This window comes from Bremerella volcania (assembly GCF_007748115.1).
In the GTDB taxonomy this organism is placed as follows: Bacteria; Planctomycetota; Planctomycetia; order Pirellulales; family Pirellulaceae; genus Bremerella; species Bremerella volcania.
The window spans coordinates 5,669,613-5,694,962 of record NZ_CP036289.1 but is presented as its reverse complement, the minus strand read 5'-3'; the positions used below and the strand labels follow the sequence as shown (position 1 = coordinate 5,694,962).

At 54.4% G+C, this 25,350-nt stretch carries 15 protein-coding genes; 10 read left to right on the top strand and 5 right to left on the bottom strand.

The window, feature by feature from the left end; genetic code table 11:
- The first annotated feature begins 64 nt into the window (after positions 1-64).
- Entirely contained in the window at positions 65-1,969 is a 1,905-nt protein-coding gene (speA, locus tag Pan97_RS22615) for a biosynthetic arginine decarboxylase (protein WP_144976586.1), read from the top strand.
- Between the two features lie 10 nt (positions 1,970-1,979).
- Here the strand turns inward: speA and Pan97_RS22610 are convergent, their stop codons facing one another.
- Entirely contained in the window at positions 1,980-6,212 is a 4,233-nt protein-coding gene (locus tag Pan97_RS22610; protein WP_144976584.1) for a c-type cytochrome, read from the bottom strand.
- A 373-nt stretch (positions 6,213-6,585) separates the two neighbouring features.
- Here Pan97_RS22610 and Pan97_RS22605 point away from each other — a divergent pair, with 373 nt between their 5' ends.
- Positions 6,586-7,809 carry an FAD-dependent oxidoreductase gene (locus Pan97_RS22605; protein WP_144976582.1) on the top strand — a complete coding sequence of 408 codons (1,224 nt, stop codon included), beginning with the start codon at positions 6,586-6,588 and terminating at the stop codon, positions 7,807-7,809.
- Positions 7,810-7,845: 36 nt separating this feature from the next.
- The gene (locus Pan97_RS22600) at positions 7,846-8,592 is read left to right on the top strand and encodes an aldo/keto reductase (RefSeq protein WP_206668912.1); all 747 of its coding nucleotides are present in this window, start codon (positions 7,846-7,848) and stop codon (positions 8,590-8,592) included.
- Here Pan97_RS22600 and Pan97_RS22595 read toward each other — a convergent pair.
- The 3 genes from Pan97_RS22595 to Pan97_RS22585 all read right to left on the bottom strand — a co-directional run bounded on the left by Pan97_RS22595 (position 8,589) and on the right by Pan97_RS22585 (position 12,178).
- Positions 8,589-9,551 carry a formylglycine-generating enzyme family protein gene (locus Pan97_RS22595; protein WP_144976578.1) on the bottom strand — a complete coding sequence of 321 codons (963 nt, stop codon included), beginning with the start codon at positions 9,549-9,551 and terminating at the stop codon, positions 8,589-8,591. The two genes, Pan97_RS22600 and Pan97_RS22595, sit on opposite strands and share 4 nt — an antisense overlap.
- 32 nt (positions 9,552-9,583) lie before the next feature.
- Entirely contained in the window at positions 9,584-10,399 is an 816-nt protein-coding gene (locus Pan97_RS22590; RefSeq protein WP_165698928.1) for a rhomboid family intramembrane serine protease, read from the bottom strand.
- Between the two features lie 285 nt (positions 10,400-10,684).
- Positions 10,685-12,178, bottom strand: a complete 1,494-nt coding sequence (locus tag Pan97_RS22585) for a CDK-activating kinase assembly factor MAT1 (RefSeq protein WP_144976574.1) — start codon at positions 12,176-12,178, stop codon at positions 10,685-10,687.
- 478 nt (positions 12,179-12,656) lie between these two features.
- On the opposite strand from Pan97_RS22585, the gene Pan97_RS22580 reads away from it, so the two are divergent.
- The 7 genes from Pan97_RS22580 to Pan97_RS22550 all read left to right on the top strand — a co-directional run bounded on the left by Pan97_RS22580 (position 12,657) and on the right by Pan97_RS22550 (position 22,069).
- Complete coding sequence (locus Pan97_RS22580) at positions 12,657-13,166, top strand: MarR family transcriptional regulator (RefSeq protein ID WP_144976573.1); 510 nt, start codon at positions 12,657-12,659, stop codon at positions 13,164-13,166.
- A gap of 14 nt (positions 13,167-13,180) precedes the next feature.
- Positions 13,181-15,961 carry a TolC family protein gene (locus tag Pan97_RS22575; protein ID WP_144976571.1) on the top strand — a complete coding sequence of 927 codons (2,781 nt, stop codon included), beginning with the start codon at positions 13,181-13,183 and terminating at the stop codon, positions 15,959-15,961.
- A 618-nt stretch (positions 15,962-16,579) separates the two neighbouring features.
- Positions 16,580-18,208, top strand: coding sequence for an efflux RND transporter periplasmic adaptor subunit (locus Pan97_RS22570; RefSeq protein WP_165698927.1), 1,629 nt, complete (start codon positions 16,580-16,582; stop codon positions 18,206-18,208).
- A complete protein-coding gene (locus Pan97_RS22565) occupies positions 18,205-18,948 on the top strand; it encodes an ABC transporter ATP-binding protein (protein ID WP_144976568.1) in 744 nt (247 codons plus the stop codon). The genes Pan97_RS22570 and Pan97_RS22565 overlap by 4 nt, the downstream gene beginning before the upstream one ends.
- A gap of 19 nt (positions 18,949-18,967) precedes the next feature.
- Positions 18,968-20,296, top strand: a complete 1,329-nt coding sequence (locus Pan97_RS22560; protein WP_144976566.1) for an ABC transporter permease — start codon at positions 18,968-18,970, stop codon at positions 20,294-20,296.
- A 114-nt stretch (positions 20,297-20,410) separates the two neighbouring features.
- Positions 20,411-21,571, top strand: a complete 1,161-nt coding sequence (locus tag Pan97_RS22555) for a DNA topoisomerase IV subunit A (protein WP_144976564.1) — start codon at positions 20,411-20,413, stop codon at positions 21,569-21,571.
- 45 nt (positions 21,572-21,616) lie between these two features.
- Positions 21,617-22,069 carry an acyl-CoA thioesterase gene (locus Pan97_RS22550; protein WP_144976562.1) on the top strand — a complete coding sequence of 151 codons (453 nt, stop codon included), beginning with the start codon at positions 21,617-21,619 and terminating at the stop codon, positions 22,067-22,069.
- Here Pan97_RS22550 and Pan97_RS22545 read toward each other — a convergent pair.
- On the bottom strand, positions 22,066-25,113 hold the full coding sequence (locus Pan97_RS22545; RefSeq protein WP_165698926.1) for a secretin N-terminal domain-containing protein: 3,048 nt from the start codon (positions 25,111-25,113) through the stop codon (positions 22,066-22,068). The genes Pan97_RS22550 and Pan97_RS22545 overlap by 4 nt on opposite strands.
- Positions 25,114-25,350 lie beyond the last annotated feature (237 nt).

Sequence of the window (25,350 nt, the reverse complement as noted above, 5' to 3'; positions counted from 1 at the left end):
TTTATCCCATGGTAGTTGGCCCGCGTCCAAAAATCGTTCTGCACGCCCCAGGAGAGTGGAACTCATGCTGAAAGAGAATGGCAACCGGTGGACCGCCGCCGATTCTACCGATCTGTACGAAGTTGACCGGTGGGGAAAAAGCTATTTCAGCGTCAGTGACGAAGGGCACCTTTTGGTTCATCCGTCGAAGTCTTCCGACAAGACGATCGACTTGAAGACGGTCGTCGATCGGCTCGAGGCTCGGGGGATCGATCTGCCGATCCTGCTACGCTTCAGCGAGATCTTGCAAAATCGGCTACAGGAAATCAACAACGCCTTTACGACCGCCATCTCGGACTACGATTACCACAACAAGTATTCGTGCATCTATCCGATCAAGGTCAACCAACAGCGGCACGTGGTTGAAGAAGTGCTGGATTACGGTCGTCCGTATGGGTTCGGCCTGGAAGCGGGCAGCAAGCCAGAACTGTTGGCCGTGATTGCAATGACGGACGAAAACACGCCGATCATCTGCAACGGGTTCAAGGATGAAGAGTACATCGAGATCGCCATGTACGGCCAGAAGCTTGGCCGGACGATCATTCCGGTCGTCGAGAAGTACACCGAACTGGCGCTCATTCTTAAGACCGCCGAAGAAATTGGCGTTCGTCCCAAGATCGGCTTCCGGGTGAAGCTTGCCTCGCGCGGTAAGGGACGTTGGTCGGCCAGTGGCGGCTATCACAGCAAGTTCGGTTTGACCGTGACGGAAGTCTTGCGGGCTCTGGACGAGCTGAAGTTGCGCGGCATGGAAGACTGCTTCAACCTGTTGCACTATCACCAGGGAAGCCAGGTCAGCAATATCCGCTACGTGAAGACCGCATTGATTGAAGCGGCCCGCATTTACGTCGACCTGGTCAAGCGAGGTGCCGGCCTGAAGTACCTGGATGTCGGTGGCGGTTTGGGTGTCGACTACGACGGTTCGCAAACTGACTTCCATTCCAGCATGAACTATACGCTGGACGAATATGCTCGCGACGTGGTCTCTCACGTCCAGTCGATCTGCAACGAAGCGGAAGTTCCTCACCCGCACTTGTTGTCGGAAAGTGGCCGCGCGGTGGTTGCGTTCCACAGCGTGTTGGTCTTCGGTACGTTGGGCGTTGCCGAGCAAGGTCTGGGCGAACTGAAGCAGGAGTTTGACGAAGACACGCCGACTCCTCTACGGGATTTGAAGGAAGCGTATGCTTCGGTCAGTCCGCGTACGGTATTGGAGAGCTTCCACGATGCTCAAATGGCATTGGATATGGCCTTGTCGATGTTTGGCAACGGCAACCTGACGCTGGAACAGCGTAGCGAGGCGGAAACGCTTTACTGGAATCTCTGCTTCAAGATTCGCGGGCTGATCAGCGAACTGGATCACGTGCCGGAAGAGTTCGAAGGCCTCGATCGGATGCTTTGCGATACCTACTTCTGCAACTTCTCGCTATTTCAGTCGCTGCCAGATAACTGGGCGATCAACCAGTTGTTTCCCATCATGCCGATTCATCGACTCAATGAAGAGCCGCTGCGGCATGCCGTGATTGGTGATATTACCTGCGACAGCGACGGAAAGATCGATCAGTTCATCGATCGCCGCCATGTGAAACGAACGCTGCAACTGCATCGTTATGATGGTCAGCCCTACTACATGGGAGCGTTTCTGGTCGGAGCCTACCAGGAAGTGCTAGGTGATCTGCACAACTTGTTCGGCGATACGAACGCCGTGCACGTTGAGTTGGACGACCAAGGTGAGCCTTCTTTCACGCACATTATCAAGGGGGATACGGTGCAGGAGGTACTGCACTACATGCAGTTCAACGAAGAAGAACTGACTCGCCAAATGCAGCGCAGCGTCGAGCAGTCGATCAAGAAGGGGGCTATCGAGGCTAAGGAAGCAGGCACGATCATGAAGTTCTACGAATCGGGCCTGCGTGGTTACACCTACTTGGAATAGGCCGCCAGCGCTACGGAGTTTTTAACTTCCGTAGCGTGTAGTGGGCTTCCTTGGGCCACAGCGCCCCTTGGTCTCCGGCGATTTCATCATCCAGGAAGATCTCGTAGACGAATCCTTCCCTGAGGGGAGCTTCCAGCGCAATCGTGGCTTCTAGCCGGTCCGGCGAAACTTCGACTTTCAAGACGCTTTCCAGGCGGCGCTGTTGGTCGTCACCACCGTAAGCCGGAGTCGAAACGCGGGTGTACGATGCCACGGTATAATTGGTTGGCAAGCCGCCTCGCGTGGCGTCGATCTGATCGGTAAAGCGAACCCTAAAGCCGGTTGGCGTTGCTGTTACCTCGTCGATTCCCAGCGGCAGATGAACCGATTTAGGACGCATCTTGGTGAACGAACCGATGTTGTTCCCGCCACCCCAGCCAGCGTCACGAATGTTACCGATGTAGACGTCGCCATCCGGTGCCACGGCGCAACTGATCGGACCGAGAAGGCCCTTCTCGACATCTTGCGGCGGGTCGACCGTCATGGGGTAGACAGCCCCTTGGATGATGCCATTTACCTCTTCCAGGCTCATGCGTACCAGGCGGCGAGTATCATATTCACAGCCAATCAGGTCCCCTTCCCACGGTCCGTACAAGTCGTAACCCAGTCGCTCTCGCTCCTTTCGCGGAGTTTCCAGGAAGCAGATGCCGTTCACGCTTCGCGTCCATGGATGGGGAATCGCGATCGAGGGGGGCGTCTCTGGAGGATTGAATCCAGGTTTGCGATCGATGGCATTGATGAAGCCGTAACGCTGTCCTGGCACAACGTGATTCAATTCATTAAATGGATTGAAGTTCCCTTGATTGTCGGTGACGTACAACTCGCCGCGGTTGTTACGGGCAATGCCCATCGGAAAGCGATGACCGGCCGTCAACTCTCCCAAGCGGAACGTTTGTTGAGCGGGATCGAGCGTATCGGGAATTAGCTTCAGCACGGTCCCGCGTAGCGCGGCGGCTTCTGGCGTACGTTTATCTTGTTGGCAAGGGATGGCCAGGTAATAATTACCCTCTTCATCCTTTGGCAAGCCAACGACCCAATCGTGATAGTCGTCGGTATGTCCCCAGCCGTGAGCCAGGTTGGTTACCTTTTCGACGACGCCATCTTCGTCTTCATCCCATAGGCGAAGCAGGGCATACTTGTTGACGACATCAACATACTTGTCGTAAGACTTAATGCCGTAAGGGGCCGCATACTCGTCACCAAATTGCGAGTAGGTGTCTTCAAGGCCATCCCCGTCAGTATCGATCAGTTTCCACAATCGCCCTTTGAGGGAACCGGCGATTAGGGCTCCGTTAGGTTGCCAGTCCATCGCGATAGGCATCATTTCCGTGGTGATGGGGAGACGCGTTGCGGTCCAACCAGGGATGATGTCGAGCGAGACGGCGTTCGACTTGCGAACCGGAATCGGAGGTTGTTTGGCAAGTGTTTCGCCTGGCAGATCGAGACGGACAGTCATGTCGATCGTACGATTCTCGCCCGGTCGCAGCCAAACGGTCGCATCGTCTCCGTAAACGATGTTGGGTTGCTTTTTGATGTCGAAAGAGATGTTTCCCGCTTCATATCGCTGGGTGGGTTGGTCATCGGTGGAAGCTCTGTCTCTCAGGAGTGAGCCTGCAAGCGTCTCACTGGGGAGATACAGGACAATGCTGCCTCCTTCAGGCACGTTCTGAAACTGCATCGAACGGTGAAAGCCGTTCATCGGCTTGCCGTCATTCGACCAGATTGGTTGCCACGTCTCGAGCACGTCGACGTCGTACTCGTCCGACCCTTGCACGAAGTGCAGCGTATGGGACCAGATCAACTTGTCCCCTTCGTAGCGGATTTCATGGAATCGCGTAATGAATTGCCCGTCACGCGTGGGCTTGGGAGGCGTGTCTTGCTCGTCGATTAGCAGGCGAATTTCAGGTTCTTGCCGAAAGTCACTCAACAGGCCGCGGGCTCCGATCTCCCAGTGCCACGTCTTTCCTTCACTGCGCTGACGGGCCACATCGCCAACCCACCACTGTAGCAGCTTGCCGGTCTCCAGGTCGTACAGAACATTGTTCCGGTTGGGCAGTCCCACCAGGAACGGCTTGATCAAGACGTCAGATTCATTCAGCTTGATGACATCGGTAAGTACCACCGGTCGAGACGTTTCCGTACGCGTGCCGTTGAACCTGACGATGCGAACAGGATCAGGCTTAGGGGGAGTAAAGTCCGGCGTGTTGAGTACCTTCCAGACGGCGGCCAGTTGGGTGTCGACGTTGTTATCGAGAACGCCCTGCACAGGCAGCTTCACACTGGGCATCTCCATGCGGGGAACGATACGTGCCGGATCGTGAACCCAGCGGTAGAACCACGGTTCGCGAATACGTTTGCCCAGCATCGACAGATCGGGTCCCTTCGCGTTAAGAGGTGCCTTGGGGGGAATCATTTTGCCGACTTGATGGCAACTGGTGCAGCCAAAGCCGTCGGTGGTTACCAGTCGCGATCCGGCGACGGTCGCGGCCAGGCCTTCCAATTCCGGAATGTCGAGCGTAGCTGGAGCTTTCTCTGGGATACGATCCTGCGTTACGAAATAATCGACCAATGCCTGTTGCTCTTCGGGCGAAAGCTGGAACTTGGGCATCTGCACTTTTAGCCAAGGGCGATGATTCCCTTCGCTGCGCCGAATGGCTGCCAAAAGAGCATCGTCATGTAGTTTATCGCCGACACTGTTCAGAGACGGAGGGACCATCGCCGGCAGTTGCGAGGCCAAGCTCGAGTGTGCGTCGGTGACCTCCTTTGCTGTTGCATTCAGGCCGACGTTCGTTCCGCGAGGATGACAGGCGAAGCAGTTGTTCTTGGTGAGAACCCAGGCAGCGTCAAGCGTGTCGGACTTTTCGTGCTTTGCCCGAGATACTTCGCGAATATAGGTCGTGATGGCTTCCTGGTCTTCTTTCGATAGACGATATCCTGGCTGTCCCTTTTGCGGGTTGGGCTGATCCATGCACCCAGCCTGCCACAAGTTGCCAGGTGTAAGTGCTACCAGCGACGGACGATTGCCACTCTTGGCGCCGCCAGGAAGTGTGTGGCAAGTGTTGCAACGATTGGCTGCAACGACCTCACGCCCACGTTTCACCAAGAGTTCGTTGAAGGCTCGCACGGGCGTCCTCGCAATCGTTTTATCTTCGGTGAGCGTGGCCAGGTAGGCCGTGATGTCGTCGCGCTGTTTGTCATTCAGATCATAGACGGGCATCCGATGATCGGAGTTCAGCGTAGCAGGATCTTTAAGCCAGGCGTCAAAGAACTCTTTCGGCCGCTTCGCTGCGATGTTCGTCAGTTCCGGACCGCCCATGACATCAGCTCGGCCGAGTTCTCCGATCTTATGGCAGGCGGTGCATCCCAGGCTAAGTACGAGGTTCTCGCCACTGGCAACGGATCCCTTGACCGGTAAGTCCTTGGCTTTGGCACGCGGTTGGGATTCTGAGAGTAGGTATTCGGCGACCGCTTTAACGTCGTCGTCGGAGAGATTGAAGTGGGGCATCCGGCGCAGCGTATTCGTTTCTTGCCCATCGCTTTGTAACCATGCTTGCAGCCAGTTTTCGGAAAGATTGCCGTCCAACTGCGCCAGGGAAGGGGCTTTCTCAGCCGGTGGTTGTTGTTGAATATCGTGACATGAAGTGCAGCGGTAGCCGGCGATAAGTTCTCGTCCACGGTTGAACGGTTGGTCGATCGTTTTGTCGATGTCGTGGAAGAGATACTCGGCCGAGACCGGTTCGAGAGGAAAGTCAGGACCAGACCAAAACAGGCGGAGCTCGGCATCGGGTTGTGTTTTCGCGAAATCGATTTGCAGCGGATGCCAGTCGAATTTCATCGCGAGCGGCTTACCGGCGACCCATTGGGGCGTTTTTGTGTTGGCTTCGAGAACGACTTCTCCTTCCAACTGAATCCGGACCTTGCCGCAAACGTAAGCGTAAAGGGAGTAATTGCCTGAGGTGCGACTGAGTAGAAGTCCATCCCAGCGAGCACTGAACTTGCCGTCGCTGACACGGTCATCTGGCGACCTGCCCTGCCAATCGAACGAAATAGTGGGGTCGATGCGAACGCAGTGCGAGCCATCGCTGCCTTGGATAGTGGTGATCAGCCCCGAGCGAAAATCTTCTTCAAATTGAGCTAGCAGTGGGCAGGAGAGGCCAAGCGAAAGTAGCAGGGCGATTGTGAACGCTAGGGGGAGATGACGCATTCGCTGAATCCTGAGGAGGTTGGAAGGGGAAGGCAGGCTGACTCACTAGATCGTATGATTTCAGGGCAAAAAGGCCGTTGATTCCCTTAGATATAACGTGGAATCATCGGCGAATCAATCATAGTCGCCTAGTAGGGATGCCCAGTGCGTGGCATCGCCACAATTGGGTGTGGTCTTAACTATCCAAACTAACCCACACTGTGGAGTAAGTCGAACCTTAAGTTAAGTATACCTAACGGTTTGAACTGCCAGGCGACACTTGATTCGGGGGACTTCATCGCATATCGGGGCTTGCACTGATATTGCCCCATCCACGGCAAAACTCCTACACTGCCGGTGCCAAGGATTCGGTTCGAACAGGGGGACAGGGAAGATGGAAAAAGTTCACGTCAATGCATTGATCATCGGAGGCGGAGCCACAGGGCTTTGGCTTCTCGATCAACTGCGCCGCGAGGGCCGATCAGCGCTGCTTGTCGAATCCAAATCGCTGGGAACGGGACAGACCATCGCCGCCCAGGGAATCCTTCACAGTGGCTTGAAGTATTCGCTTCAAGGATTATTGACCGCGTCTGCCCGTGAAGCCCGCGAAATGCCAGCGATCTGGCGAAAGTGTCTTGAGGATAATTCGCTGCCCAATCTATCGCAGACCAAGATCCGATCGCAGTCGTTTTACCTTTGGGGAACCAGTTCGGCTTCGTCCAAGCTTGGCATGTGGGGAGCACGTCTCGGACTTCAAGTCACTCCCCAAGCCGTAAGCCCACATAATGCCCCTACGCTGCTCAAGGGATGCTCCGGATCCATTTTTAGCGTCGCGGAACAGGTTATCTCTTGCGAGTCTCTGTTGGCGAACCTGGCCGAAACCAATCAGAAGCAAATTGTTCAGGTCGCAGAGAATCAGGGAACGGAGGTTCGACTCGGTTCGGATGGGCATGTCCGGTCCGTTGTTCTGAACTCACCAGACGGGCAGCAAGTTGAAGTCATCGCTGACTGGAACGTCTTCTCGGCCGGGAAAGGGAATGCTGCCCTGCGTATTGCCGCTGGCTTGGACCCACGAAAGCAACAGACGCGGCCGCTTCATATGGTGATGGTTCGCGGCGGACTGCAAGAGTTCTACGGTCACTGCGTCGACGGTGCGACGACTCGCGTTTCGATCACTTCCGCCAAGCGGAACAATGGAGAAATCGTGTGGCAAGTCGGCGGTAAGATTGCCGAAGAAGGGGTCGACATGGATCGCGCCGATTTGATCTCAAGGGCACGTACGGAACTTCTGGAAACGATGCCGGGTATCTCATTGGAAGATGCATGGTGGGCGACCTATCGTGTGGATCGTGCGGAAGGCATCACAATGACTGGCGGCCGTCCCGATTCGTTCCGCATCGAAAAGGAAGGGAACGTCCTCACGGCCTGGCCGACGAAGTTGGTGCTGGTTCCTCAACTGATTCAAGGGCTGGCCGGCACGATTCGCTCGTCCTCTGCTCGCCGTATTGAAGACCTTGAGAAGCTGAATGCGTGGCCTCGTCCGGCCATTGCAAAAGCACCTTGGGATCGTGAGCAATTCTGGACCTCCCTCAATCTACCTGAATCGGCAGCAGCCTAGCACAATATGCTTAGAAGATCCCTCGGAAATACCGGCTTGCAACTAGGACCCATCGGGTTTGGTGCCTTCAAGATTGGCCGCAATGCGAAGATAAAGTATCCGCGTCCCTACGATCTGCCTGGTGACGAGGAAGTTACCAGGCTTCTCGATGGGCTGATTGACCTTGGAATCAATCATTTTGACACGGCCCCTGCGTACGGTATTAGCGAACAACGTCTGGGTACTTGGCTCAGCCGGCGCGATGTGCCAATTGTCATCTCCACGAAAGTGGGTGAGTTATTTGAAGATGGCAATTCGCGATATGTCTTCGATGAGGCTTCTGTACGTGCAAGCGTGGCTAACAGCTTACGACTCATGCGGCGAGATGTGCTCGATGTCGTGCTGATCCATACACCTCACGATGATGTGACCGTGTTGAAGAAGACGCCTGTCGTCGAGACGCTGCAATCGCTAAAGGAAGCGGGAGATATCCGGGCGATCGGACTCTCTGGCAAAACGCCGGAGGCTGCGACAATGGCACTCGACTGGGCCGATCTGCTGATGGTCGAGTTCAATGCGGATGATACATCGCACGCGGCAGTCATCGAGGAAGCCGCTCGTCGCGAGATTGGCGTGCTGGTAAAGAAGGGGCTCGCCTCCGGGCATCTGCCTGCGGACCAGGCGATACCTTTCGTACTGAATCAGCCAGGCGTGACGAGCCTGGTAATCGGTGGGATCAATCTGAAGCATATGGCCGACAATCTAAGAATTGCCGAGGCCGCGTTGTCGCAAGAATCGGTCTAACGCGATGGCTCGTCGCGGCTCACGCAGCGGAAGCCTGTGAAGTTCGTGCTTGTCTCAGGCGTAAGCTTTCCACGATACCAGACGGTCGCTTCGCTTACGCCTGTCTGGTCGGAACTGAGCCAACTGCCACCGCGTGTGACACGCATTTCTCCGCGGCTTGCTCCTGAGGGATCGACCTCGCCAATTAGGGCATAGCTGTCTTCGGCATAGAAGCTGGAAGTCCACTCCGCGACATTTCCGGCCAGATCAAAGATACCGTGCTCTGAGGCAGGAAAGGATGCTACGGGCGCAATCCCGTGATACTCATCCAGTGATTGATCGCGTAGGGGAAATTCTCCCTGCCAGAGGTTTGCGAGTTGGTGGGCTTGTAACTTCGAATCGAGGGGCCACGGAAAGTCGCCCCTTAGCGATTGTCCCCGTGCGGCGGCTTCCCATTGGAATTCGGTTGGTAGGCTTTTGCCTGCCCACTTGGCATAGGCGTTCGCGTCGTACCACGAGACATGAATGACTGGAAATGTCTCTTTACCGAGGATGGAAGATTCCGGCCCATCGGGATGTTGCCAGTTGGCTCCATCCTGACGGGTGAATTGGCGAGAGGTCTCGTCAAAGCATAGGCTGTATCCTCGTCTTTCTGCGTCGGTTTGGTAGCCGGTTGCTTGAACGAATTCCGCGAACATGGCGTTCGTCACTTCGGTGCGATCGATCCGAAATGGCGTCAGGTGGATGCTTCGAGCCGGCCGCGTATCGCGTGGCCCTGTATCGCTGCCAATTAAATATGTTCCGCCTGGGATTAAGATCGGATCGGTGTCAACTTCCGCTTCGACGTTGGCTGGGACAGCAAGCGAAGGAGGTGCTGAATCGACGTTTTGCCCGTAGGTGAGGTAGATCGCTGCCCCAGAGATGAGACAGACCAAGCCTAGCCCTAAGATAGTTTTCGAGTTGTTTCGCCCAGCAGACATCCATGCACCTTGGGGGCCCAGTCGGAAATTCGTCAGCTCAATTTTTGCCGCATCCTGCGGCTGTAGGCTTCCAGTTTCTTTCGCTCGGCCTCGCTAAGCGACTCCATCCCGGATTGATTCACCTTTTCCAGAATGCGTTCGGCTTCTTCGTCCGAGTCGTTGTAGGGATCGAAATCTTCTTCCTCGGTATGAATCCGTAGCTTCGGACGTGACCGCAATGACCACTTCGGAAGGGCCAGCTTGCTGGGGATGAACTGCCCCAGTTGGATGCCACTGAAGAAGTAGGCCACGCCCAGACCGATTCCCGCCAAGTGAGCCGAATAGGCGATGTCATCTTGCTGCCCAAAGACATTGGACAGCAGCATGATCGCGCCTACCACCCAAGCGGGAACGGGAATCAGGAAGCCCAGGTAGACGGTCATCTTGGGATACAGGCAGACGAACAGCGCGAAGATCGTCGATACGGCCCCGGAGGCACCCACCATCGGGCCCGCGTTCTGGCCGAGTAGGACAACGATGGCGTTCCAGGCGATCCCGCAGACGACGACGCTCAGCAAATACAACTTCAGGAATTCGGCTTTGCCGGTGCGGGTTTCAACGATACGACCAAACATCCACAGCATGAACATATTGCCGAAAATGTGCCAGCCAGCGTGGGGGCCGGAGATCGCGTGAAGAAACCCGTAGGTCAGGTACTGAAACCACATCCACGGTTGATAAAGCGTCGAATCGTGAACGCCCAGCCATCGGGCGAGGTCCAACTGAAGAAGCCAATCGACCAGGAAAACGCCTACGTTGATGTAGACCAGCAGCATTGTGGCGGACTGGCCTCCCATAGAGAAGGACATCTGTCCATCGTTTTCGCGATAATATTCCCGATCGTAGAGGCCCATTTCCCAACCAAAACAAAGATTCGAGGTAGCACGCGCACAGCAATGGCCGTGCATCCATTCAAACTATCTTAGGTGCGCAGAAGAGAAAAGTGCAGTGCGGCTTCTCGTGGATGGATTTGGCCAGAAGCTGCAAAGTCATGCGGACTGATAGCTTAAAGCGATTTCGCGTTACCCACGAAACCACCTAAACTCGTCAATCGAGGGACTCGACAGCGGCGTGGAGATGAGAAACTGGTGAAATTAGTAGGCCAGCGTCAGCGAATCAGGATCGGCCTTGTCGAGTTCTTCCTGGCCCAGCTTCCGCAAAACAGCATCGCTGGCACGCTGAAGTTCTTCGACCAGCGTTTGATTGGTGCGATATAGCCGGCTGTTGACCTTCAAGGTTTCGGTCAGGAAGCTAAGCAGTTTTTGCTTGTACTCGGCAATCTGTTCCTGCTCGTAAACGACCTTGTCTTTGTCGGCCTGAAGATTGGCCTTTTCCTGCTCGCGGTAGGCGATGACGTCCTTGGCGATGTTGTCGGCTTCGGTCAACATCTTGATGTCTTCGTTCAACGTGTAAGCCGTGTCACGCATGTCTTCGACTTGCGATTTGTACGCATGGAACTGGAATACGAAGTCGTTGAGGGGTCGAATATAGACCTTCTCGTCAACGGTAACGATCCCTTGATCGACGAGCGCCTTGCCTGGATCACGCGAGGTCGACAGGATGACCTGGTCCCCCTTGGTGAATTTGGTTGGCTCTCCCTGCTTCAGGAATGCCGCGGCAGCCAAGCCCGATGCAGGCTCAAATTCCTGGGTAATGCCTGAGGTGTCGACCTGGGCATCGACGGGCACTTCGTAATCCTGCTGGAAGGTGACTCTGCTCATCACGGCAATTTCAGGATCGTCGGCACCGGCTGGTTCGCCGTTACGTTGGATGCTGGTGAGCACTTCGTCCTGCATCGGCTGAGGGAGCCCCATCCGCGAGCATGCGCCGCGAATCAGGGAGGCCAGTTGCGCATCGTCCATGTCGTCGAAGACTTCATGATCGTCGACCGGCATCTTGTCATACAGCATCCACTGATTCGGCAAATTCAGCGTTTGTTGCTGAGCTCGGTCCAGTTTCGTCGTCGATTCGACGGTCATGTTCTGATCTTGAATCGTGCGAACGACGAATTCGCCAATGAAGTAAGCCGGAACGTTCAGCGTGGGATCTTCCGGGTGATTCATTTGTCCGAACGCATAAACGATGTCATCCGGTGCCAACGATCGCTGCGTTGGCACAGATGCAGGAGCAGCAGCACCGCCGGCTGGGTTATTCGTCACGGGTGCCTGGACTGGAGGAAGCGTTAGGCCAACTTGATTGTTGTTGATCGCACCACGGGTGACGTTTCTCCACAAACGGCCGCGGTCATACATGACTCGTTTGAGTTCTGCTTTGGCACCAACCAGGCTGTCGGTTGGATCGTCCACCGATTCCAAGCGACCTGATTGCGGATTGACGGTTCGACCCGTTTCAAGAAGTTCCACCTGGGAAACAGCTTGATTCAGTTCCTTATCTTTCTGTTCGGCTAGTTTCTTCCAACTCGATTCGGTTCGCAGCACGGCGGCGGCCAAAACCAAATAAGCAAAGGCTGCACCGAAGGTTAGGAAAAGACCCAACACATGCAGAACATTCCAGTTAGCCGCGTTCAGGTACGAGAAAATCCCGAACAGCAGAACGAGCACGGCAATGACAATGTAAAAGACGGTCATGTGGGCTTAAGTTCTGGGAGTTGACGATCGTAACAGTGACAGAAAAGGGAAGGGGTTGGATCTGTTTTGTACGCGGGCAATCGGCTGTTTGGACCGTCAGTCCTTACCTGTCCGCGCAAATCCATCCGTGTATTGTACTTCAGACCCAAGACTTTTCACGGAAATTGCCATGGCATTCCATAGAAAAGACTCCGAGATCATAAATTGGGAAGTCTGGGCAGTCAAACGGCTTCGATTGAGGGGGTTTTAGGCTTAACCCTATTTATAGCAAATGGTTAGGTCGTGTTCTGCATCTTTCATGGCCGCTACAACCCGCAAAATCGTTCAAGTCCGAACGGTTTTCGGCCGAAACCTTATCGATAGCGGAACGTTCTTCCCCGGGATGGTTCGCTACCGAATGTTTTTTGCGCCTGCGGATCTTCCGATTCTAACGGATCGATGACCGTGGGCGTTCCGGCTGAACTCAGGGAAGCTTCCCATGGCAAACTCGGAGCGAACATCGCCACATGTGGCGGTGGAATTGATTCGTATGGCCATTGAAATGGCGTCATGTGAGAAAACGATGCGGGCTGCGATCGCGGAAGTGGTTTCACCGTTTTCTCTCTCAGAAAATGCCTTTTTCGTTTTGGTGTTGTGCCAGCAAAACTTGGATCGGCCCCTGCCGCAGTCCAAGTTGGCCAAGACCGTGGGGCTTTCTCCGGCTCAGCTGAGCAATCTGGTCGAGCAACTTCGGCAAGAGGATTGGATTGAAGCCAGTCGCGATGAACGTGATCGGCGGCGCCAGTACTGGACGCTTACCGACGACGGCAATCGCAGACTTGAAGCAATCCTTCCTCGATTTCACGAAGCTTGGCAATTCGATCAGCTTCCCGTCGATCCGCGAACGCTGCTGGAAGGATTTCGGCAATTGGTCGCACTGCTTGGCGATTCGTTGAATACCCAAGCAGTAGCATCGTCGGTTTCCCCTGTCAAATCCCACGCCGCATAGGGAGATGGGCCAGCATGCGAATCAATCCATCCCGAAATCGAGCCAATCTTCCGCTATCGCCCATTCCGAGCTGTTGGGTTGCGATGGCGTTGTTGATGAGCGTGCTCTTTGTAGTGGGCTGCCACTCGCCGGGGTTTTACCGAGTCCAGGCAGACGACGACGCGTACCATCTGGTTGCCGAGAAGAATAATGATCCTCGGTGGCACCTGAATCGGACCTCGATTGATCCTAGCCCGCAGTCCCGAATGTTTGATCCATTCAGTCCTGATTGCCCTCCAATGCCGTTGGATGACCCGGCCGCCAATCAATTCATGCATGTGGTAGATCACAAGCCAGCCTACTGGGGCTGGGAAAATGAGGGCGTTACGGACGAAGTCGCCAATCCCAACTGGATGGCTTATCTTCCGTTGAACGAAGAAGGGGAATTGGTTTTGAACGTTGATCGCGCCGTGGAACTGGCACGATTGAATTCCCCTACTTACCAACGAGAGTTGGAAGACCTCTACCTGTCAGCACTCGATGTCAGCTTCGAACGTTTTCGATTCGATGCCCAGTTCTTCGGAGGCTATGAAGTCTTCTACACGGCGGACGGCCCCGAACGCGGGGGCGGGAACTCGTCGAGTGTGCTGGAAACGAATACCCGCAACATTCAGATGGAAAAGCTGTTTGCGACCGGAGGACAATTGGTGGTTGGTTTCGCCAATAGCATGATGTGGGAGTTTTCGGGTCCCAATACCGATTCGGTCAACAGTTTGATCGACTTCTCGCTTGTGCAACCGTTACTACGTGGCGGTGGTCGTAAGGTGGTTCTCGAGAACCTTACCCAACAGGAACGAAATCTGCTTGCGGCTGTTCGCGATATGGAACGATTCAATCAATCCTTCTATCTCGATATCGTTGCCGGGCGTGGGTTAACCGCCGGGCCTCGCGTTGGTGGAGGGCTTCCCTCGATCGGGCCCAATGGTTCGTTTGGTGTGGGTGGTTATTACGGTTTGCTGCAGCGACAACAAACCATTCGCAACCAGGAAAGCAACATCGCGTCGCTACGCAGCAGCCTGGCCCAGTTGGAAGCACTGTTCGAGGCAGGGCGTATCGACTCGTTCCAGGTGGAACTTACCCGGCAGTCTCTCTTTCAAACACAAAGCTCTTTGTTGTCGAACAAGACGCAGCTGGCGAATTCGTTGGATCAGTTCAAGATCGACATGGGGCTTCCGCCTGAGTTGAATTTAGAGTTGGAGCGAGATCCCTTCTTTGACCAATTTAACCTGATCGATCCGGCGTTTACTCCGGTGACTAACAAGCTGAACGACATTCAGATCACGGTGGGGAATTCCATTCTGGAAGTCTTGCCAGATCCGGAAGAGATCGATCCGAATCTACCGCTGGAACCCGAGTTGGTCTGGGACGAGGAAGTTGAAGCACGGCTTAAGGCGGTGCAAACTTTGACGCAGCAGTTGAAGGTGATTCTGCAACTGGTTCAGGAAGACTTCTTTCCGCTGGTCGAGCAAGACGTCTCGCGTCTGGAGGAGGCTCTGCCGGCCCGCATCGAAGATCTCGAAGAGATTACCGAGAAGCTTGCTGGGTACAGCGAAAACGTTCAAGACGAAACGGTCTCTGGGGGCGTGCTCAGTACGCGCCGGCTGGAGGAACTTCCCCCCCAGCTTCGAACGGTGCTTGCCGATCTGAAAGTACGATTCGCCCAACACACGACGATCCTGGACGAAATCAACGCGAACGTCGGCAAGCTGATCGAAAGCGGGCCGGCGATGCAGCCCAAGCAGTTGTACGGTCAGGCAAAGCTTGCCGTGTTCGATCCCGTGCCGGATGAAATCACGACACTTATTTCCGATGTCTTGGGATTGTCACTGGTTCAAGCTCGTGCCCGAGCCGAAACCGTTTCGCTTGTCCCTGTCGATATCTCGTCGGATACCGCGCTCGATGTGGCACGGGTTTATCGTCTCGACTGGATGAATGCCCAAGCGGCCTATGTCGACTCGTGGCGAAACATACAAGTCGTCGCGAACGATCTCATGAGTGATCTCGACATCGTTTTTACCGGCGAGATAGGCAACATCGGGGATAACCCCGTCAAGTTCAACAGCGATAATGGTCGGCTGCGAGCTGGCCTTGAGTGGGACGCCCCGCTCACGCGATTGGTGGAACGAAACAACTATCGAGAAGCTCAAATCCAATATCAACGGACACGCAGGGCTTATTATCAGTACCGAGACTTCATCAGCCAAGGGCTTCGCGACACCATTCGTACGCTCGACTTGAATCGTATCAATTTCGAGCTGCGGCGGGCTGCGGTTCAGGTGGCGATCTCTCAGGTCGAACGAACGCAGTTGCGATTACAGGAGCCTGCCAAGCCCAACCAGAACAATCAGCAATTCGACTCGAGTACTGCTCGTGACTTGTTGAACGCGTTAGACAGTCTTCTTTCCGCGCAGAACGATTTCCTCTCGGTGGGCGTCAACTACGAAGTTCTCCGGCGCGGTCTCGATGTCGATATGGGAACGATTCAGCTGGACGAACGAGGTGTTTGGATCGATCCGGGCCCGATTGAGGGATCGTATTGGGAAGAGAAACTTCAGCAGATGCAGTTTGACCACGAAATCCCGGAACTATCGGAAGAGTCTGATCTTTCGTCAGGCGTTCCCGAGGAGATCGAGTCCTCGGGCGGATTGCAGCTGGAAGTCGACGGAGCTGAGCCCGCTGAGCTTCCTCCTCCACCAGGCGAGCTTAAGCCGACAAGCGTTGAAGCCGTAGACCTGCGGTTAGATCCCCCCAAATAGATGGCAATTGGAAAGGCACATTCCGGACTCTTTATCTATACATCCCAGGCGACCTTGCTTAAGATCTCTGCGCGGAATTACGTAAAACGCTGTTACAGAAGAGTTTACTTACCTGCCTGATAGCCGTTTTAACAATCTTTCGAGATTTGGCAGAATCTTCCACGACTTATCGGGGTTTCATCTGGGTGAAGTACTTCGGGAGTCGATCTATACCCAATGAGTGGTGATCCACCCTAAAATTTTTCGGTAACTACCTTCTGACCAATGGGTTAGGAGGAGCGGATATTGTGAATTGCGGTGGTTTTTGAGGTTAACCTCGGCTCATTGTTTGGTAAACTTACAGGTGCCTTCCTGGCACACTCCCTTCCTTCTTAAGCTTTATGCACGGAAATCCATGGTTAGGTCCGTGCATCCTACCTTCGTTGAGAAACTTCCATGGCTAGCTTTCCGTCTAGTTTGCTGCGTTCACTAAAGATCCCTGCTCTGCGACCTCGACATTGTCGACCAGCTAGGAGGGGATATTTCGCCAAGGCTGCTGTTGTTTGCCTCGTCATTGCGGGGGCTGCTGGCATCTACTTCTACACTGCCGGTAAGAAGGGACCAGTCGTCGAGGACGAGATGTTCCATCAGGTGGCGGTGGGTGACTTCGTCCACGACGTTGTAGAGAAAGGTGAAGTTGAGAGTGCCCGGAATGTTGACGTGATGTCGGTCGTGCGGGGTTATCGCGACTTGAACAACTTCGAGATCCTGTGGGTGATCGAAGAAGGCAAGATGGTTGAGCCTGGTGATGTTTTGGTCCGACTCGATTCGTCGGCACTGGAGGAGGAGGCAAAACTCCAGCGACTTGATCTAAGTGGTTCCGTTGCCGGTCTATCTAAGGCCCAGAACGAACTCGAAGCAGCTCAAATCGCGATGACGGAGTACGTGGACGGTTTATTCGTGCAAGAGAAGAAGGAACTTGAAGCGGAAATCAAGTTCGCCGAAGAAACGCTCCGACGCGCCGAGGAATACTACGCTTACAGCTCGCGTCTCGCGGCGAAAGGATTCGTGACTTCGCTTCAGTTGGAAGGGGATAAGTTCGCCGTGGATAAGGCGAAGATTGAACTCGAAAACGCCAAACTCAAGCTATCGGTGCTCATCGAGCAGACGAAACACAAGAAGATCAAGGAACTCGAGAGCGCCATCGGCGTTGCCAAAGCAGATTTAGAGTCGGCCAAGGAGCGAAACTCCATCGAGCAAAAGCGACTCGACTTCTTCTTGGAGCAGATCAAGAACTGCACGATCACGGCGCCTGCTTCAGGTCAAGTGGTTTACGCCAATGAACGCGGTAACCGGGAAGCCTCGGAGTTTATCGTTGAACCAGGAACATCGGTGCGGGAACGTCAAACGATTATTCGTCTGCCGGACTATAGCGCGATGCAAGTTCACGTGCTGATTAATGAATCGCGAGTCGCCATGGTCGACGCGGGCATGAAAGCGACGATCACGCTTGATGCTTTTGATGGTTTGAAGTTGGCCGGCACCGTGACAAAGGTCAACGAGTATCCCGAACCAATCAGCCGGTTTGGTGCTCAGATCAAGCGCTACGCCGCCGTGGTAACCATTGACGGCACGCCGCGTCAAATTAAACCTGGTTTGACGGCCAATGTTGCGATTCACGTCGATAGCAAAGATGATGTGTTGATGGTGCCAGTGCAGTCCGTCATGCCCTACGGCGATGAGTACTATTGCATGATTCGCAAGAGTGCTGAGGATATCGAACCCAGGAAGGTGGATCTTGGACCAAGCAACAATCGTTTCGTCGTTGTTAATAGTGGACTTGAGGCGGGGGAATACGTCTCGATGAGTCCTCGCCGTTTATTGGATTCCGTCGAGATGCCAGAGTTGCCGCCTGAGCAGATTAATCCAAAGCGAAAAGAGGGTGGCGAGCGAAAGGGACCACCGGGGCGAAGTCCCGGCAAACCTTCGCCAGAGAAGAGCCCCGGCGAAGCCAACCAGTCTGGCGGGGAAACGCAATTGGTCGATCGAGTGCTGAAGAACTTTGATGCGAACAATGACGGTGTTCTTTCTGCCGATGAACTGGCTGCCAATGGCGGAGAGAAATATACCAGCGCCGACCAAGATGGAGACGGTCAGGTACAACGCCATGAGTTAATCGCGGCGACCAATTCTGAAGAAGCCCTTGAGGAAGATCCCGTACGAATTGCCGAAGATCAGTCGCCCCAAGCGGTGGGAGGCGCTCAGTGAATTACGCCACGCGCGTAGTTAACCTCAAGAAGATCTACCACCTCAAAGGCGAAACGGTTCACGCACTGCGAGGAATCAACTTCGATGTTCCTGAGGGTGACTACGTATCCATCATGGGAACATCCGGTAGTGGCAAAAGCACGCTGCTGAATATGTTGGGGTGCCTCGATCGACCCACTTCAGGGCAGGTTGTGTTGGGTGGCAGCGATACGAGCAAGCTTTCCGATGATCAGCTCTCACAGCTTCGCGCTTCGCGGATTGGTTTTGTATTTCAGTCGTACAATCTCATCCAGCAGTTGACGGTGCTTGAGAATATCGAAGTTCCCCTGTTTTATCGAGGCAGCGTTTCATCGTCCGATCACAAACGTGCTCGGGAATTGGCACGGATGGTGGGGCTGGGCGATCGCTTGGGGCACCGCCCGACTCAATTGTCCGGTGGTCAGCAACAGCGTGTTGCCGTTGCGCGAAGTCTGATTAATAATCCCGACTACATCCTGGCTGACGAACCGACGGGTAATCTCGATTCCAAGACGACCGAAGAAATCTTGCAGTTGTTCGAGACTCTCAATGATCAGGGACGCACGATTATTCTGGTAACCCACGAAGATGACGTGTCGCACCATGCCAAGCGTTCGATTCGCTTGATGGACGGGCTGATTCAGGAAGATCACGCCGTCGAGGATCGTCGTTCGGCGAATGCCCACGGCACGATGGATACTTCGGCACTCAATTTAGCGTAACGCACAGGAACCTGGTCCCATGCTTGGGCTACGAATTTGGAAACTTGGAATCAAAAGCTTGTTGCTGCATCCGATGCGGTCGCTGCTGACGATTCTTGGTATTTTCATCGGCGTAGCGAGTGTGATCTGGCTGCTTGCCATCAGCGAAGGGATCAGCGCGAAGGCCCAGCAGCAAATCGAAAAGCTGGGTGCAGAAAACATCATCGTTCGCACGGTTAAGCCTCCTTCCGAAGCCATCGCGGAACAACGTGGTCCTTTGACTTACGGTCTGAAACGAGACGACTGGAAGCTGTTGGAGGAAACACTGCATTCGGTCGAGACAGCGACACCCATTCGTGAAATCCGACGTCAGTTCCGCCATGGCCCCAATTCGGTCAATGGCCGGTTGGTTGGCTGTACGCCTGCCTATGCACGCTTGAATCATCTGGAAGTTCAACCACGCCGTGGCCATTTCCTTACCGACGTGGAAGTCCAGGATAAATCGAACGTTTGCGTGTTGGCCGCAGAAGTTGCCGACTCGCTTTTCGGATTTGAGAAGCCAGTGGGCAAGACGATTCACGTCGACGACGACATCTACACGGTGGTTGGTGTTTTGAAACCCAAGGCCGCGACGGCCGCCGTAGGTGGGAGTTTGTCAGGGCAACAATACGATAAGGATGTTTACATTCCGATCAGTACTCTCTGGCAACGCATCGGCGACCATGTCGTGATGATCGAAGGGGGGACATTCTCCAGCGAGATCGTCGAGTTGAATCAAGTCACGTTGAAGATTGCCGAGTCCGAACAGGTCATGAACACGGCCGACCTGGTTCGCGAGAGCTTGGAGAATCATAATACGCTACGTGACATCTCGGTGGTGGTTCCCCTCGAACTTTTGGAACAGGCCCGGCAGACGAAGTTCATGTTTATGGTCTTTATGGGCCTGATCGCCGCGATCTCGCTGCTAGTGGGTGGTATCGGCATTATGAACATCATGCTGGCCACCGTGACCGAACGTACTCGCGAGATTGGCATTCGCCGGGCTCTGGGGGCGAAGCGGGGAGATATTATCCGTCAGTTCCTGGTCGAGACGATTGTTCTTTCCGTCGTGGGCGGTCTTACCGGCGTCCTGGGCGGGCTTCTTTGTATCCCAGCCGTCGACCTGGCTCGATTTTTGGCCAATACGTACGACCCGGCATTGGTGGCCCAGTTGCCGGACTCGATTCGGGATGTAAGCCCTCAGATCGTGCCGATTTCGATTCCGCTGGCTTTCGGGATCTCGGTTCTTGTGGGCGTTATCTTCGGGCTATATCCAGCCAGCCGTGCGGCCGATCTCGATCCGATCGAAGCACTGCGGGCAGCCAATTGATCTGAGCGGGGAAGCCCATTCTCGGATCGGCTAAAGTGCGTTATCCTGTTACATTCTTCGCGATAAGGATATTTTCTCTAAGCTCTGTAACTTTATACGATCAGGCGGCAGCGGATGGCCAAGAAGAAAGCCCCCAAAAAGGCAGCACCTAAGACGGATAGCAAGGCGAAGGTTGATCTATCGAAAAAGGATGTCCACACCCTGAAGCAGTTGGTTGGTCTGGCCGACAGTGTGGTCTCTGCCGCCGGACGAGTTCGCGATCCGAAGATGGACATCCCGACGCGAAGTCTCTCGAACGTGCGTTATAACAAGTCACAGCGCATTATCGAGATGGGCAAGAATACGACCGGGCGGCAGCTGTTCAATTTGAATCAGGCCAAAAGCTATATGCAGACGATGCTCGTCGGCAGTGGTTGCAAAAAACTGATTGACGAGGGCAAGTCGACCAGTATTCGAGGTCTCTACTATCTGCTCAAGCACACCATCGCAGGTACCAAGGAAGAAACCTTTGCCGATCAGGCCGAGAGCGATCCGATCATCGAAGACGTGGAAGTGCTGCTGAACGTTCTCCGTGAAGAGCTGCACTTGTACGCTCAGAAGAAAGGGGACATGGTCGGTAATATTGTCCTGCGTGACAAAGGGGACGAAATCGACTGCTCGCGCATGGGAAGTGGCGGATATGGGATACCGTCGATTGTCGAGCCGGAGACGATTGAGTTCATCAAGTGCGATGCCAAGTTCGTCCTGCATGTCGAAAAAGGTACGGTCTGGCAGCGGTTCAACGAAGACAAGTTTTGGAAGAAGCATAACTGCATTTTGACACACGGTGGTGGTCAGCCATCGCGCGGCGTCAGGCGACTGCTCTCGCGGTTGAATACGGAGCTCAATTTGCCAATTTACTGCGTGCTCGATAACGACCCTTGGGGGTATTACATCTACAGCGTAATCAAACAAGGCTCAATCAATTTGGCGTATGAGTCAAAGCGTATGGCGGTGCCGGACGCCAAGTTTATAGGGCTTCGTTCGATAGACTACGAACGCTGCAACCTTTCCCCGAGCGTTCAGATCGCTCTGAATGATTCCGATCGCAAACGGGCCAAACAGATTGCCAGCTACCCCTGGTTCGAACATAAGAAAATGTGGCAAAAAGAAATCCAGAAGATGCTCGAGAATGGCTTCAAGCTGGAAGTCGAAGCGTTGATCAGCCAGGGGGTAAGTTACGTGACTGAAGAATATGTCCCCGCACGTTTAGCGGAACGCTCGTGGTTGGACTAGGCACTCGCTGGAAGCAACAGAGAAGCTGAGACCAACGGAGAAGGCATGATCGACCGAAGTGAACTCCCGCTTGAGCTGGCAGATTTTCCCGCCGTCGCCCAGGTTCCTGTTCAGTGGGGAGACATGGACTCGTTTCAGCATGTGAACAACATCGTTTACTTGCGCTGGTTCGAGACGTCCCGCGTTCGCTACCTGGAAGTATCGGGCCTGAATCCCGTCATGGAAGCGACAGGCTGTGGACCGATCCTGGCTTCGGTGCACTGTAATTACCGAAAACAGCTGCGTTATCCGGATAGCGTGCTCATTGGTGCTCGGATGGTAAAGCTAGGCGGGACAAGCATGAAGGTCGAACATGTCGTCTACAGCACTGTACAAGGACAGATTGTTGCCGACGGTGAATCCGGCGTCGTCTATTTCGACTACGCGAATCAGCGGCCGATCGTCATACCTGAGCAGGTACGAAAGCTGATCGCTCAAACGGAAGGCCGCGAACTCTAGTTCTCTACCTCTAGGACTTGAGGCTGGCCGCGATTCTGCTGCCAGTTTCTCGGGCCTCGCTGTCCGTTGTCATTGGGCTGAGGGCCACCCTGCTGTCCGTTCTGGTTTTGCTGCTGCTGTTGGAGTTGTTGCGGATCCACTTTTTCCAACAGACGGTTAAGTAGCTCTCGGAATTTGTCCCCGCCGACGCCTGTTTTCAAGTTGACGACGCGAACGGTGGAAACCTGTTTCGCCGACTCGTCAATTCGTTTGACCATATCCATCACCAGCGTCATCAAGCTCTCCCCTTCAGCGGAGATCAGCAGCGTGTTAGAAATATCGTCGACACCGATCGACAACTTCCCGCGAAATGCCGACCCGCTACGGGAAACAAAGTCACTGGCCGATCGTTCGTCGTTTCGTTCACGATTGCCCCCTTGTTGTTGCTGGGGAGCTTGCAGTGATTTGTCGTTTGATGAAAGCAGATCGCGAAAGACTTCTTTGACCGATTCGGCGATCGCCGATGCCCGCGAGTATCGCACGGCATAGGTGGCGTTGAGTCGTTTGCTCTCTTCGACAACTGGTTCCGGCTTGTCGTATAGTTCGATCAATTCACGAATGGTGACTAATTGTTCGGCGCTCGCGTTTTGAACGAGGATCGTGTTGGTATCGATGTCCGCCAGGAATTTGATCGGTGCTCGCTGCGACAACCGACGAGGGTCTTCCTTCTGGTCCTGTTGATTAAAATCCCAGAACCACGGCGAGCGGTTGCTGGTATCTTCCTCTTCTTCCTCCTCGAAGAAGTCTTCCAGGTTCCATGAAATGTACAGGGCTGGAGCATGTTTGAGCTGGAAGACTTCGTAGTCCTTGGGAGGAGGGGTCATTTCCAGGAGTATATCTTCTAGAAGGTCGAGCACGGCCGGATTCTCAGAAGCCAGCGTCATCCGACCGTTCTCGTCGACCTGAATCACAACAGGCTGGTCCACCGCAGGTTTCTGCCCATCGCTGCCAGGGGAAGCCTTTGGGAAGTACTTCTGCATAAGCTCCTCTTGGGAGAGCCCTTCCAGTTGGTTGTCGTCGGCAACGACCGTTTCCCCAGTTGTTTCTTTGGAATTGGTATCTTCGTTTTGGGTGGCGACGGCCAGATGGACGGGGACCGTAATGCCGTGTTGGTGCATTACCGAGCTATCCGCTTCTGGTTTCTTTTCCTTGGATTCTTCCGGCTTTGCTGGTTCCGGTTCAGGCTTCTTCTTCGGTTCTGCCACTTCGATTTTCAGAGGCGATGGAGAAACTTGCGGCCAGACCTCTTTCAGCTTCTTGACCAATTCCTGAGCCGATTCATTGGAACCAAGGTCAAGCGTGCGCAGGCGACCTCGTTGCGAGTCACCTCCACTTGGAATCTCCCCCAATTGAACCAGTAGGTTTTCGACCGCCTCAAGCTCGACGTCATTCGCCCAGAGCAACAGACGATTGTTGACCACGTCGGCATCGACACGGAATTTATCCTTGCTCTTGGTGTCTTCTTGCTGGCGGCCGTAGCTGTAGAACGAATAGTAACCGCGGCGGGAATTACTATCGTCGTCTTCTTCCTCGCTTCCCATCATGAACTGGATCGAGCCGGCAACGTAGTCGGCTTGAAGTCGGCGCAGACGGATTACTTTAAACTGACGACCTGTGCCGTCCAACTTACTAATCAACGCTTCAATCGTGATCTGATCGGCTGGCGTGGCGTAGGCAATCAAGGCTTTGTTCTTATCGTCGGCGACCAACTGCGTGGTGGGATCAAGATTGCCGGCTTGCAATAGCATCGATTGAAGTGCTTTCGGGTCCAACTGGGCCAGCCGAAACACTTTAACGCGCTGGAAGTTGGCGCCGATCGTGGCACCTGGCTGCGGTGGGACATCGAACATCTTGACCGCTTCGGCAATGACCACGATCTTGTCTGGTGGGGCATTCGCGATGATGCTGTTTTGTCGCGTATTAATCACCAGGTGGATGTCATCCGGAGTGTTGGAACGACGGCGAGCACTGCTGTTTCCCCCTTGTTGTTGACGCTGCTGCATTTGCTGCATCATCTGTTGCTGCATTTGTTGCATCTGCTGCATCATCTGAGGATTCATCATCGACATGCCGCCGCCGCTTGATTTGCTGATACCCAGCAGCGATTGCAGTTGAGCCATCACATCCTCGGCTCGTGTGTAGCGAAGAAAGAACTCGTGGACCTTGGAAGAGCGTACCTCAGAGGACTGTTCTTCCTGCAGCACGTGCTGAATCTCGCGCAGGTTGGAGACGACATCCAAGACTTCCAACCGGTTCGAGGTAGCCAGGGCTGACATCGAACCGTGTTTGCTCAGCATCGGTTTGAGTTCTTCCACGGCATCTTCGGCCATCAGCCAACTGAGCGGGAAAGAAACCTTGACGAACTCGTGTGCGTCGCGATAACGCAGATCTTCCGAATGAACGCGAGGAACCCGGGACGGATTCAGCCCTTCCAGTTTGGCGACAACCAACCCTTCCTGCTGCTGCAGGATGGTATATCCGCGAGTCATCAGTCGTTCGTTAAGAAGATCGCGGACTTCGTCGACCGAGTAAGCACGCTGGGTCGTCAGGTTCAGATAGTCGCCTGGGAGCTCTTGCCAGTCCAGGCTGGTATTCGAGATATCTGCCAGCCAGTCCAAGACATCGGGCCAAGCCTGGCCTCGAAAGTTAAATCGGACCATCCCACGCTCGTCAGGACGGACCTTTAGTTCTTCCGGGTCTGATGGCTGGTCAGGTTCATCCTTTCGTTGGATCGGACCTTTATTGTCTCCCATTGGGGCTTCGCCAGGCTTGCCGCCATCTTTCTTTTCTTCAGGCTTTGCCTCTCCTTTTTGGGGTTCTTCCGGCTTTGCTCCTTTGGGACTGGGTTGTTCTCCGCCAGGGGACGGTCGCGGTCCGCGTACGCGCGCGGGGCCACCCGAACGGACCTCAACCGGGCCAGATTGAATTTGGGGAGTCGCGTCTTCCTGGCCGCTGGCAAATTCAGGTAAGCAGGTGAACACGGCGAAAACGAAGCATAATCCCATGCATCGAAATGCAGGGGAGGGCCGAAAAGTCATGGGGCTTCCGGTTGGGATGAGTCGCGGGATAGGCAGCCGATGGGGCATCAAGACGACCTCATTATCTTTGGTCTGTCGATTCGGTTCAAATCAATTGCCAGGAAATTCCCCTAAATTGGTGTAGCCTGGAATTCCCCGAACTTAAGCCATTACGTAAGACGATCGAAAAAGTGCTTCGGTTTCTTGTATTGGTTCTTGTATGAC